Annotated in this window: 13 protein-coding genes; 7 read left to right on the top strand and 6 right to left on the bottom strand. The window is 70.5% G+C overall.

Annotation, left to right across the window (positions count from 1 at the left end):
- Window positions 1-144 precede the first annotated feature (144 nt).
- The 3 genes from CG740_RS08155 to moaA all read left to right on the top strand — a co-directional run bounded on the left by CG740_RS08155 (window position 145) and on the right by moaA (window position 3327).
- Window positions 145-510: a DUF485 domain-containing protein gene (locus CG740_RS08155; RefSeq protein WP_100574333.1), complete on the top strand. Its 366-nt coding sequence runs from the start codon at window positions 145-147 to the stop codon at window positions 508-510.
- Complete coding sequence (locus CG740_RS08150; protein WP_100574332.1) at window positions 507-2138, top strand: solute symporter family protein; 1632 nt, start codon at window positions 507-509, stop codon at window positions 2136-2138. The genes CG740_RS08155 and CG740_RS08150 overlap by 4 nt, the downstream gene beginning before the upstream one ends.
- A gap of 199 nt (window positions 2139-2337) precedes the next feature.
- On the top strand, window positions 2338-3327 hold the full coding sequence (moaA, locus tag CG740_RS08145; protein WP_100574331.1) for a GTP 3',8-cyclase MoaA: 990 nt from the start codon (window positions 2338-2340) through the stop codon (window positions 3325-3327).
- Here the strand turns inward: moaA and CG740_RS08140 are convergent.
- Both CG740_RS08140 and CG740_RS08135 read right to left on the bottom strand, forming a co-directional pair.
- Window positions 3310-3543, bottom strand: a complete 234-nt coding sequence (locus tag CG740_RS08140; protein WP_100574330.1) for a hypothetical protein — start codon at window positions 3541-3543, stop codon at window positions 3310-3312. The genes moaA and CG740_RS08140 overlap by 18 nt on opposite strands.
- A gap of 217 nt (window positions 3544-3760) precedes the next feature.
- Entirely contained in the window at window positions 3761-4135 is a 375-nt protein-coding gene (locus CG740_RS08135; protein ID WP_100574679.1) for a DUF3099 domain-containing protein, read from the bottom strand.
- Window positions 4136-4349: 214 nt separating this feature from the next.
- On the opposite strand from CG740_RS08135, the gene CG740_RS08130 reads away from it, so the two are divergent.
- Window positions 4350-4625: a GlsB/YeaQ/YmgE family stress response membrane protein gene (locus CG740_RS08130; RefSeq protein ID WP_100574329.1), complete on the top strand. Its 276-nt coding sequence runs from the start codon at window positions 4350-4352 to the stop codon at window positions 4623-4625.
- Window positions 4626-4738: 113 nt separating this feature from the next.
- Here the strand turns inward: CG740_RS08130 and tyrS are convergent, their stop codons facing one another.
- The 3 genes from tyrS to CG740_RS08115 form a co-directional block, all read right to left on the bottom strand.
- On the bottom strand, window positions 4739-6007 hold the full coding sequence (gene tyrS / locus CG740_RS08125; RefSeq protein ID WP_100574328.1) for a tyrosine--tRNA ligase: 1269 nt from the start codon (window positions 6005-6007) through the stop codon (window positions 4739-4741).
- A 51-nt stretch (window positions 6008-6058) separates the two neighbouring features.
- Window positions 6059-7456, bottom strand: coding sequence for a TldD/PmbA family protein (locus tag CG740_RS08120; protein ID WP_100574327.1), 1398 nt, complete (start codon window positions 7454-7456; stop codon window positions 6059-6061).
- Between the two features lie 91 nt (window positions 7457-7547).
- Window positions 7548-9059, bottom strand: coding sequence for a TldD/PmbA family protein (locus CG740_RS08115; protein WP_100574678.1), 1512 nt, complete (start codon window positions 9057-9059; stop codon window positions 7548-7550).
- Between the two features lie 212 nt (window positions 9060-9271).
- On the opposite strand from CG740_RS08115, the gene fabG reads away from it, so the two are divergent.
- From fabG to CG740_RS08100, 3 genes are all read left to right on the top strand, one after another.
- Window positions 9272-9991 carry a 3-oxoacyl-[acyl-carrier-protein] reductase gene (gene fabG, locus CG740_RS08110; RefSeq protein ID WP_100574326.1) on the top strand — a complete coding sequence of 240 codons (720 nt, stop codon included), beginning with the start codon at window positions 9272-9274 and terminating at the stop codon, window positions 9989-9991.
- A gap of 5 nt (window positions 9992-9996) precedes the next feature.
- Window positions 9997-10764 carry an enoyl-ACP reductase FabI gene (gene fabI / locus CG740_RS08105; protein ID WP_100574325.1) on the top strand — a complete coding sequence of 256 codons (768 nt, stop codon included), beginning with the start codon at window positions 9997-9999 and terminating at the stop codon, window positions 10762-10764.
- 206 nt (window positions 10765-10970) lie between these two features.
- The gene (locus tag CG740_RS08100; RefSeq protein WP_100574677.1) at window positions 10971-11336 is read left to right on the top strand and encodes a hypothetical protein; all 366 of its coding nucleotides are present in this window, start codon (window positions 10971-10973) and stop codon (window positions 11334-11336) included.
- A gap of 51 nt (window positions 11337-11387) precedes the next feature.
- On the opposite strand, the gene CG740_RS08095 is transcribed toward CG740_RS08100, so the two are convergent.
- Entirely contained in the window at window positions 11388-12071 is a 684-nt protein-coding gene (locus CG740_RS08095) for a FadR/GntR family transcriptional regulator (protein WP_100574324.1), read from the bottom strand.
- Window positions 12072-12123: the final 52 nt, after the last annotated feature.

Here is a 12123-nt window from a genome sequence, read left to right as displayed (position 1 = left end):
GGCGGAGACCCCATGTCCGACCTGTCCGTGCCCGCCGCATCCCCGTCCCCACCACCGTCCGCATCCGCACTGTCCGCACCATCCGCATCCGCACCGTCCGCATCCGCACCATCCGGATCCGCTTCCGCATCGCGAGGAGATTCCGTGGCCACCGACGCGCCGCCGCCCGAAGCCGGGGCGGCCCCCGGCCCAGTCCAGCCCAGCACCGAGGCATTCGTCGCGGAGCAGCAGAGCGCGGAATTCGCTGAACTCCGCCGCGCCCACCGCTCGTTCGCCTTCCCGCTGACCATCGCCTTCATCATCTGGTACCTGCTGTACGTGCTGCTGTCCAACTACGCGGGCGGCTTCATGGGCACCAAGGTCATCGGCAACATCAACGTGGCCTTCGTCTTCGGCCTCGCCCAGTTCCTGACCACGTTCCTCATCGCCTGGTTCTACTCGCGGCACGCCGCGGCGAAGCTCGACCCCAAGGCCGAGGCCATCAAGTCCCGTATGGAGGCCGACGTATGAGCCCCGTCCTCGTCCCGCTCGCCGCGGCCGCCTCGACCACCGAGCACCGGCCCCTGATCATCACCCTGTTCGCGGTGTTCGTCGCCGCCACCCTCGCCATCACCGTCTGGGCCGGCCGGCAGACCAAGAACGCCTCCGACTTCTACGCGGGCGGCCGTCAGTTCACCGCGTTCCAGAACGGCCTCGCGGTCTCCGGCGACTACATGTCCGCCGCGTCCTTCCTCGGCATCGCCGGAGCCATCGCCCTGTTCGGCTACGACGGCTTCCTCTACTCCATCGGCTTCCTGGTCGCCTGGCTGGTGGCGCTCCTGCTCGTCGCCGAACCGCTGCGCAACTCCGGCCGCTACACGATGGGCGACGTGCTCGCCTACCGGATGAGGCAGCGGCCCGTGCGCACCGCGGCCGGCGCCTCCACCATCGTCGTGTCGATCTTCTATCTGCTGGCGCAGATGGCCGGCGCCGGTGTCCTCGTCTCGCTGCTGCTCGGCATCACCACCGACGCCGGCAAGATCCTCATCGTCGCCCTCGTCGGCGTCCTGATGATCGTGTACGTCACCATCGGCGGCATGAAGGGCACCACCTGGGTGCAGATGGTCAAGGCCGTGCTGCTCATCGCGGGCGCGCTCCTCATGACCTTCCTGGTGCTGCTCAAGTTCCACTTCAACGTCTCCGACCTGCTCGGCAGCGCCGCCGAGAAGAGCGGCAAGGGCGCGGCGTTCCTGGAGCCGGGCCTGAAGTACGGCGTGAACGGCACCTCCAAGCTGGACTTCCTCTCGCTCGGCATCGCCCTGGTGCTCGGCACCGCCGGCCTGCCGCACATCCTGATCCGCTTCTACACGGTGCCCACCGCCAAGGCCGCCCGGAAGTCGGTGAACTGGGCGATCGGCATCATCGGCGCCTTCTACCTGATGACGATCGCCCTCGGCTTCGGCGCGGCGGCCCTGGTCGGGCCCGCGGCCATCAAGGCGCAGAACCCGGCGGGCAACACCGCGGCCCCGCAGCTCGCCGAATACCTCGGCGGCGGCGTCGGCACCACCGGCGGCGCGACTCTGCTCGCGGTGATCTCGGCGGTCGCCTTCGCGACCATCCTCGCCGTCGTCGCCGGCCTCACCCTCGCCTCGTCGTCCTCCTTCGCGCACGACATCTACGCCAATGTGATCCGCAAGGGGAAGGCGACCGAGAAGGAGGAGATGCGGGCCGCGCGCTGGGCCACCGTCTTCATCGGCGCGGTCGCGATCCTGCTCGGCGCCTTCGCCCGCGACATGAACGTGGCCGGGCTCGTCGCGCTGGCCTTCGCGGTGGCCGCCTCCGCGAACCTGCCGACCATCCTTTACAGCCTGTTCTGGAAGCGCTTCACCACCCAGGGCGCCCTCTGGTCGATCTACGGCGGCCTGTTCAGCTCGGTGTTCCTGGTGCTGTTCTCGCCCGTCGTGTCCGGCAACCCGAAGACGTCCATGTTCAAGGGCGTCGACTTCCACTGGTTCCCGCTGGAGAACCCGGGCCTCATCTCGATCCCGCTGGGCTTCCTGCTCGGCTGGATCGGATCGCTGCTCTCCAAGGAGGAGCCCGACCGGGGCAAGTACGCGGAGCTGGAGGTCAAGTCCCTGACGGGCATCGGCGCCCACTGAGGGCCGCCCGCGACGTACATCCGCACGGCGGATGGCCGAGGCCGTGTCGTAGGACCCTACGACACGGCCTCGCCGCACCTCGTGACAATCGGCCCCTCCCGTTGTCACAGGTCTCGCGTAGGCTCGGGTGTATACACATGCGGCAGACGTTCGACCGAACTCCGGGCGAACATCGACGGACAGGGGAGGGGGCCCACAAGTGCTCATCGACACCTACGGCCGGGTGGCCACCGACCTGCGCGTCTCGCTCACCGACCGGTGCAACCTGCGGTGCACCTACTGCATGCCGGAAGAGGGCCTGCAGTGGCTGGCCAAGCCGGATCTGCTGACCGACGACGAGATCGTCCGCCTCATCCGCATCGCCGTCACGGACCTCGGCATCACCGAGGTCCGCTTCACCGGCGGCGAGCCGCTGCTGCGGCCCGGACTGGTCGGAATCGTCGAGCGCTGCGCCGCCCTGGAGCCCCGCCCCCGGATGTCGATCACCACCAACGGCATCGGCCTCAAGCGCACCGCCGGTGCCCTGAAGGCGGCCGGCCTCGACCGCGTCAACGTCTCCCTGGACACCCTGCGGCCCGAGGTCTTCAAGACGCTCACCCGGCGCGACCGCCACAAGGACGTCATCGAGGGCATGCAGGCCGCCCGCGAGGCGGGTCTGACCCCGGTCAAGGTCAACACCGTCCTGATGCCGGGCCTCAACGGCGACGAGGCCCCCGACCTGCTGGCCTGGGCCGTCGAGCACGACTACGAGCTCCGCTTCATCGAGCAGATGCCGCTCGACGCCCAGCACGGCTGGAAGCGCGACGGCATGATCACCGCCGGTGACATCCTGGCCTCGCTGCGTACGCGCTTCACGCTGACGCCCGAGGGGGAGGACGAGCGGGGCTCCGCGCCCGCCGAGCGCTGGGTGGTCGACGGGGGCCCGCACACCGTGGGCGTCATCGCCTCGGTGACCCGCCCGTTCTGCGGCTCCTGCGACCGGACCCGGCTCACCGCCGACGGCCAGGTGCGCACCTGCCTGTTCGCCCGCGAGGAGTCCGACCTGCGCGCGGCCCTGCGCTCGGACGCCGGGGACGAGGAGATCGCCCGCCTGTGGAAGCTGGCGATGTGGGGCAAGAAGGCCGGCTCCGGCCTCGACGACCCCTCCTTCCTCCAGCCCGACCGCCCGATGTCAGCGATCGGCGGCTGACGACTCCCACTCGGCGAGCGTCACCACGTCCTTCAAGAACCCCCGCACGCCCAGGAATTGGGACAGGTGCTCGCGGTGCTCGTCGCACGCGAGCCAGGTCTTGCGGCGCTCCGGCGTGTGGATCTTCGGGTTGTTCCACGCCAGCACCCACACGGCGTCGGCACGGCAGCCCTTGGCGGAACAGATGGGGGTCTCGTCGCTGGTCTCGTCACTCACAGAGACAATTGTGCGGCATGCGGCCTGGTGCGAAGCGGCCCACTGCCCCGTACAAAGGCGACGCCGAGCAGCCACGGGGGGAGCTGCCCGGCGTCGGTCCGTCGCTCCGACGGGGGATGCGGAGCGCTTACGAAGTATGTCATGGGGGACCCGGTGTGGTGCACCGGAACTTCATGATTGATCTGAGGTTTTCTTGAGCTTCGCGGACGGTGACGAATCAGCCGTGCTCGTGCGCACGCCACTGCGGGTCACCGTCTCCGGCCTCCGCCGGGGATTCCGCGGGGCCGCCCACGGGGGCCGCGCCGAGCGCCGGCCGGACGGGTGCGGGAATGAAGGTGGAGGGCAGCGAAGTCACGTTCTCCCGGCCCGCGTTGGCGAACACGACCGCCACATAGGGCAGCAGCGCGCCGAGCACCAGCGTCACAATCGCGACAGGACGCTCGACGTTCCACAGCACCGCGGTCAGCACCACCGACAGGGTGCGGATCGACATCGAGATCACATAGCGCCGCTGCCGGCCCCGGACGTCCTCGTCGAGCGACCGGCGGGCTCCGGTGATCCGGAAGACCTGGCCGCTGCTCTGCTTCCGCATCACGTTCCACCACCCGAATTCCACGGCGGGCTCTCCCCGGCCCGGACTGCTATCACCGTACGCCGAGGGTCCGCCGGGTTCGAGACCGGGGCGGCTTCAACCTGCGCGGATGCCCCAGTACCCACCACGTATGGACGTATCCGACATGCGCCGTACCGAGGACGGGCCGACACTGGCTGAACCTGCTCACGTCGAGCCGTACAAGGAGGCAGCCATGGGCTGGTTGTGGGCCATCATCGTGGGATTCGTGCTCGGTCTCATCGCCAAGGCGATCATTCCCGGCAAGCAGCACAGTCCGCTCTGGCTGACCACCATCTTCGGCATCATCGGCGGCGTGGTCGGCAACTCGATCGCCCGCGCGATCGGGATCGCCGAGACCAAGGGCATCGACTGGGGCCGGCACGGACTCCAGATCGCGGCCGCCGTCGTCATCGTCTTCCTGGGCGACATGCTCTACATGGCGGTGCGGGGCAACAGGCAGAGAGCCTGACGGCAGCACGAAGAGGGCGGCTCCGCGAAGGAGCCGCCCTCTTTTTTGTGCTGTCGGCGGTCAGGGCGCCCATGTGCCGGGAACGGTCAGGCGCCCCTTGGTGCCGTGAACGGTCAGGCGCCGACGACCTCGACGGCCGCCAGGTTCTTCTTGCCCCGGCGCAGCACCAGCCAGCGCCCGTGCAGGAGTTCCTCCGCCGTGGCCACCGCGTCCTCGGCCGTCACCTTCACGTTGTTCACGTAGGCGCCGCCCTCCTTCACGGTGCGGCGGGCCGCCGACTTGCTGGCCACCAGGCCCACCTCGGCGAACAGGTCGGTGACCGGGCCGAGCTCGGTCACCTTCGCGTTCGGCAGCTCGGACAGGGCGGCGGCCAGCGTCGCCTCGTCGAGCTCGGCCAGCTCGCCCTGGCCGAACAGCGCCTTGGACGCGTCGATGACGGCCGCGCACTGGTCCGCGCCGTGCACCAGGGTGGTCAGCTCCTCGGCGAGCGCCCGCTGGGCGGCCCGCGCCTGCGGGCGCTCCTCGGTGAGCTTCTCGATCTCCTCCAGCTCCTCGCGGGACTGGAAGGAGAGGATGCGCATGTACGTCGAGATGTCCCGGTCGTCCACGTTCAGCCAGAACTGGTAGAACGCGTACGGCGTGGTCATCTCCGGGTCGAGCCACACCGCCCCGCCCTCGGTCTTGCCGAACTTGGTGCCGTCCGCCTTGACCATCAGCGGCGTCGCCAGGCAGTGCACCTCGGCGTCCGGCTCCAGGCGGTGGATCAGGTCCAGCCCGGCGGTGAGGTTGCCCCACTGGTCGCTGCCGCCCTGCTGGAGGGTGCAGCCGTAGCGCCGGTACAGCTCCAGGAAGTCCATGCCCTGGAGCAGCTGGTAGCTGAACTCCGTGTAGCTGATGCCCTGTTCGGACTCCAGGCGGCGGGCCACCGAGTCCTTGGTGAGCATCTTGTTGACCCGGAAGTGCTTGCCGATGTCCCGCAGGAACTCGATCGCGGACATGCCCGCGGTCCAGTCCAGGTTGTTGACCATCACGGCCGCGTTCTCGCCCTCGAAGGACAGGTACGGCTCGATCTGGCTCCGCAGCCGGTTCACCCAGTTCGCGACCGTCTCCGGGTCGTTCAGGGTGCGCTCGGCGGTCGGGCGCGGGTCACCGATCTGACCGGTCGCGCCGCCCACGAGCGCCAGCGGCCGGTGCCCGGCCTGCTGGAGCCGGCGGACGGTGAGGACCTGCACCAGGTGCCCGACGTGCAGGCTGGCCGCGGTCGGGTCGAAGCCGCAATAGAACGTGACGGGACCGTCCGCGAGAGCCTTGCGCAATGCGTCCTCGTCAGTGGACAGCGAGAAAAGCCCGCGCCACTTCAGCTCGTCGACGATGTCCGTCACGGTTCCGGGTCTCCTTGTGGTGATGGGGGTGGGAACGCCAGTCTAGGCGGGTCACACACCCTGGCTGACCGAGCTCATGTTGAAGTCGGGGACGCGCAGCGCGGGCATCGCGGTCCGGGTGAAGTAGTCGTTCCACTCCCGCGGCAGGGTCTTGCCGGTGCGGCCCGCCTCGGTGGCCCGCGAGAGCAGGTCGACCGGCGACTCGTTGAACCGGAAGTTGTTCACCTCGCCGACCACCTCGCCGTTCTCCACGAGATACACCCCGTCGCGGGTCAGACCGGTCAGGAGCAGCGTGGCCGGGTCCACCTCGCGGATGTACCACAGGCACGTCAGGAGCAGCCCGCGCTCGGTGGCGGCGACCATCTCGTCCAGGGTGCGCCCGCCGCCGGCGTCCAGGATCAGGTTGCCGGGGGAGGGGGCGAGCGGCAGGCCGGTCAGGGCGGCGCTGTGCCGGGTGGTGACCAGGTTCTCCAGCCGGCCCCCGCGGATCCAGTCGGTCGCGGTCAGCGGGAGCCCGTTGTCGAACACCGACTCCGTGTCGCCCGAGGAGTGCGCCACCTGGAACGGCGCGTACTCCAGGCCCGGCTCGTTCGGGTCGCTGCGCAGTGTGAGCGGGAGCGGCGAGAGGGTGTCGCCGAGGCGGGTGCCGCCGCCCTGCTTCGAGAACACGGTCCGGCCCTCGGCGGCGTCCCGGGCCGCGGCCGACCAGATCTGGTAGATCAGCAGATCGGCCACCGCGGTCGGCGGCAGCAGGGTCTCGTACCGCCCGGCGGGCAGGTCGATGCGGCGCTCGGCCCAGCCGAGGCGGCGGGCCAGCTCCTCGTCGAGCGCGCCCGGGTCGACGTCCTTGAAGTCCGCCGTCGCCCGCCCCGCCCATGCCGAGCGGGTCCGGTCCGGGGACTTGGCGTTGAGTTCCAGGGTGCCGTTGGGCTGGTCGTGGCGCAGCCGCAGCCCCGTGGACGTACCCAGGTAGGTGGAGCTCAGTTCGTGGTTGGCGAAGCCGTACAGCTCGCGCCCGCCGGCCCGGGCCCGCGCGAAGGCCTCGCCGAGGGCGGGCGCGAAGTCGGTGAACACGGCGGAGGTCGTCTCGGCGGGGGCGTCCGTGAAGTCCGCCGCCACCGGGACGCCGGTGACCAGCGGCTGGGCGTCCTCCGCGGGGCCGGCCCCGCGCGCGGCCGACTCCGCGGCCCGCACCAGGGACTCCAGGTCGTCGGCGGTGACGGCCGAACGCGAGACGACACCGGAGGCGGTGCCCTGGGCGCCGTCCACCGTGGCGATCACGGTGAGGGTGCGTCCCCGGGTCACGCCGTTGGTGGTCAGCGCGTTGCCGGCCCAGCGCAGATTGGCCGAGGACTGCTCGTCGGCGATGACCACACAGCCGTCCGCGGTGGACAGCTCCAGGGCCCGCTCGACGATCTCGTGCGGCTTGACGGTCGTACGCGAGCTCATCGACCCGCCTCCTGCGTGGTGTTGAGACTGTGCTGACCCGGGGGACGCCCCCCGGACCCCCGGCCGGGGGCGCTGTGCTGGGACCCGTGCTTCATCGACCCGCCTCCTGCGTGGTGTTGAGGATGTTGACGCCGCGGAACAGGGCGGAGGGGCAGCCGTGGGAGACCGCGGCGATCTGGCCCGGCTGGGCCTTGCCGCAGTTGAAGGCGCCGCCCAGGACATACGTCTGGGGGCCGCCGACCTTCTCCATGGAGCCCCAGAAGTCGGTGGTGGTCGCCTGGTAGGCGACATCGCGGAGCTGGCCCGCCAGGCGCCCGTTCTCGATGCGGAAGAAGCGCTGGCCGGTGAACTGGAAGTTGTAGCGCTGCATGTCGATCGACCACGAGCGGTCGCCTACCACGTAGATGCCGCGCTCGACCCCGCCGATCAGATCCTCCGTGGAGAGCCCGCCCGGGTCCGGCTGGAGCGAGACGTTCGCCATCCGCTGGACCGGGACGTGCCCGGAGGAGTCGGCGAAGGCGCAGCCGTTGGAACGGCCCAGACCGGTCAACTTCGCGATGCGGCGGTCGAGTTGATAGCCCACCAGGGTGCCGTCCTTCACCAGGTCCCAGGACTGCGCCGCCACCCCCTCGTCGTCGTAGCCGATCGTGGCGAGCCCGTGCTCCGCGGTCCGGTCGCCGGTCACGTTCATCACCGGTGAGCCGTACGCCAGCTTCCCCAGCTGGTCGAACGTGGCGAACGAGGTGCCCGCGTACGCCGCCTCGTAGCCCAGCGCGCGGTCCAGCTCGGTGGCGTGGCCGATCGACTCGTGGATGGTCAGCCACAGGTTGGACGGGTCCACCACCAGGTCGTAGCGGCCGCCCTCGACGCGGGGGGCCCGCATCTTCTCGGCCAGAAGCGCCGGGATCTCCTCCAGCTCCGCGTCCCAGTCCCAGCCGGTCCCGGTCAGGTACTCCCAGCCGCGCCCGGCCGGCGGCGCCAGGGTGCGCATCGAGTCGAACTCGCCGGTGGTGCGGTCCACCGCGATCGCGGTGAGCTGGGGGTGCAGCCGCACCCGCTGCTGGGTGGTCACGGTGCCCGCGGTGTCCGCGTAGAACTTGTTCTCGTGCACCGTCAGCAGCGACGCGTCCACGTGCTCGACCCCGGCCGCGCCGAGCAGCCGCGCGCTCCAGTCGGCGAGCAGCGCGCTCTTGTCCTCGTCCGGCACGCCGAAGGGATCGACCTCGTACGACGAGACCCAGGTCTTCTCGGAGTGGACCGGCTCGTCCGCGAGCTCCACCCGCTCGTTCGACCCGGCTGCCTTGATGACCTGAGCGGACAGCTTGGCCATGGCCACCGCCCGGGAGGCGACCTTGGCCGCCGCGTCCATCGAGAGGTCGACGCCCGAGGCGAACCCCCAGGCTCCGCCGTGCACCACGCGCACCGCGTAGCCGAGGTCGGTGGTGTCGGAGGAGCCGGCGGGCCGCGCGTCCCGCAGCCGCCAGGCGGCGCTGCGCACCCGCTCGAAGCGGAAGTCGGCATGATCGGCGCCGAGCGCGCGGGCCCGCGCGAGCGCCGCGTCGGCGAGTGCGCGCAGCGGCAGCGCCGTGAAGGCGTCGTCGATGGAATGGGTCCCTGATGGCACAGCTGTCTCCCCTGTCGTACGAGACCGGTCGCCCCCGATCATGTCGCGCCGACCGGCCTCATGACTACGGCCTTTCTGTAGGGACCCGACAGCGCTCGTTCCACGCCACTGTCAGGGCCCGATTCCTCGTAAGTCGGGCGGTACCGATAGTTTGCGTGGAGTACGAATCCGCCTATCGAAAGGGTGATCCGTTGAGCCGCTCGGTTCTCATCACCGGAGGTAACCGGGGCATCGGCCTCGCCATCGCCCGCGCTTTTGCCGACAGCGGCGACAAGGTCGCGATCACGTACCGCACCGGGGAGCCGCCGGCCGCCCTGACCGAGCTGGGCGTCCTCGCCGTCAAGTGCGACATCACGGACACCGAGCAGGTGGAGCAGGCCTACAAGGAGATCGAGGACAAGCACGGTCCCGTCGAGGTCCTGATCGCCAACGCCGGCGTCACCAAGGACCAGCTCCTGATGCGCATGTCCGAGGACGACTTCACCTCCGTCCTCGACACCAACCTCACCGGCACCTTCCGCGTGGTCAAGCGCGCCAACCGTGCGATGCTGCGGGCCAAGAAGGGCCGCGTGGTGCTGATCTCCTCCGTCGTGGGGCTGCTCGGCTCGGCGGGGCAGGCCAACTACGCCGCCTCCAAGGCCGGTCTGGTGGGCTTCGCCCGGTCCCTCGCGCGTGAGCTCGGGTCCCGGAACATCACCTTCAACGTCGTGGCACCCGGTTTCGTCGACACCGACATGACCAAGGTGCTCACCGAGGAGCAGCGCGCGGGCATCGTGTCCCAGGTGCCGCTGGGCCGCTACGCGCAGCCCGAGGAGATCGCCGCCGCGGTGAAGTTCCTCGCCTCGGACGACGCCTCGTACATCACTGGAGCCGTCATCCCGGTTGACGGCGGATTGGGCATGGGTCACTGATCACCATGAGCGGAATTCTTGAGGGCAAGCGCATCCTGATCACCGGTGTGCTGATGGAGTCCTCCATCGCCTTCCACACCGCGAAGCTGGCTCAGGAGCAGGGCGCCGAGGTCATCCTGACCGCCTTCCCGCGGCCGACCCTGACCGAGCGCATCGCCAAGAAGCTCCCCAAGCCCGCCAAGGTCCTTGAGCTGGACGTGACCAACCAGGAGCACCTGGACCGGATCGCCGGCCTGGTCAAGGAGGAGCTCGGCGGCCTCGACGGCATCGTGCACTCCATCGGCTTCGCCCCGCAGGACGCGCTCGGCGGCAACTTCCTCAACACGCCGTTCGAGTCGGTGGCCACCGCCATGCACGTCTCGGCGTTCTCGCTGAAGTCGCTCACCATGTCGCTGCGCGAGCTGCTCGCGCCGGGCAGTGCGGTCGTCGGTCTCACCTTCGACGCGCAGTACGCCTGGCCGCAGTACGACTGGATGGGCCCGGCCAAGGCCGCCCTGGAGGCGACCTCCCGGTACATGGCCCGCGACCTGGGCAAGGACGACATCCGCTGCAACCTGATCTCGGCGGGCCCGATCGGCTCCATGGCCGCCAAGTCCATCCCGGGCTTCGGCGAGCTCGCGGACGTGTGGAACCAGCGCTCCCCGATGGAGTGGAACGTGTCGGACCCCGAGCCGGCCGGCAAGGGCGTCGTCGCGCTCCTTTCGGACTGGTTCCCGAAGACCACGGGCGAGATCATCCACGTCGACGGCGGTCTGCACGCCGTGGGTGCCTGACCCCGCACAGCTCGTTCCGCGGCCGCCCACCGGAGCCTTCCGGCGGGCGGCCGCCGTGCGTGCGCCGCGACTTCCCCGCAGACTGATCGAAACGGACATGTCGGGCGATCGGTCGGGGAGGAGGTGGGGGTGTGGCTGCCTCGCGAGCACGTCCCCCGGACGAGGGGGGCCCGCGCGGGGTCCGGCGCCCGCCGCTCGCGCACCCGCTGAGGGTCGGACAGCGGCGGGCGCTGGCCCTGCTGTTCGTCCTGCTGCTGGCGGCGGCCGGGTTCGCGGCGCCTTCCGTGGTGCGGGCGGCCACCGCCCCCGAGGCCCCGCCCGCGGCCCCCGCGCCCGAGCCGTTCGGCGCCGCGTGCCACACCTCCGTGCACGGCTCGCAGGTGACCGCGTACTGCCACAACCCCTACCCGGACACCGACTTGGTGCGGCTGCACACCGACTGCGCCAACTGGTGGGACCTGGACGCGGACGCGGCCGCGGTGGGGGTGGGCCCGGGGCAGACCGTGCGGCTCACCGACCGGTGCTGGAAGGACGTGCGCGCGGTGTGGGTGAGCCACCAGAAGGCACGGTGAGGACCGACGGCACCGCGCTCGGCGGCGCGGTGAGGACCGACGGCGCCGCGCTCAGTGGGCTTCGAGGCGGTCCGGCAGGCAGATGAAGGCATGGGCCGCGGCCTCGGACGCGGCCGTCTGCGCGTCCCCGAGCCGGATCGCGTCGACCATCCGGGCGTGGTCCATGTGGTTCTCCGGCGTCATCTCCAGAGCCACGTCGTCCCGCAGCCAGTCGCGCAGCAGATGACCGAGGTCCGCGTACAGCTCGGTCAGTACGTCGTTGTGCGAGGCGGCCACGACCGCGAGGTGCAGCGTCGCGTCCGCCGCCACGAACGCCTCCCGGTCACCCGAGGCCCAGGCCTCTTCGCGCCGCTCCAGGAGTGCGTCGAGCTGCTTGAGCTCGCGCTCGGTGCGCCGCTCGGCGGCCAGCTTGGCCGCCGACGACTCCAGTGTGGAGCGCAGCTCGGCCACATGGCGGGGATCGGCGTCGGCGAAGCGGCGGTGCATCACCCCGGCCAGCTCGCTCGTCGCCACGACATAGGTGCCCGAGCCCTGGCGGATGTCGAGCAGCCCGTTGTGGGCGAGGGCCCGGACCGCCTCGCGGACCGTGTTGCGCGCCACCCCGAGCTGCTCCACCAGCTCGGGCTCGGTGGGGATGCGTGAGCCCACCGGCCACTCGCCCGAGGTGATCTGGTTGCGCAACTGCGCGATCACCTGGTCGGCGAGGGCGGATCGCCGGGGAGAGCTGAGCGTCATGGTGCTCCAGTCCGAGAGGGGGTGGGATACCGGAAAACTAACCTGCATCGAT

Source organism: Streptomyces sp. CB01201, assembly GCF_002803085.1.
Classification (GTDB): domain Bacteria; phylum Actinomycetota; class Actinomycetes; order Streptomycetales; family Streptomycetaceae; genus Streptomyces; species Streptomyces hundungensis.
The sequence above is the reverse complement of the archived record's forward strand: the minus strand, read 5'-3'. Positions and strand labels throughout refer to the sequence as shown.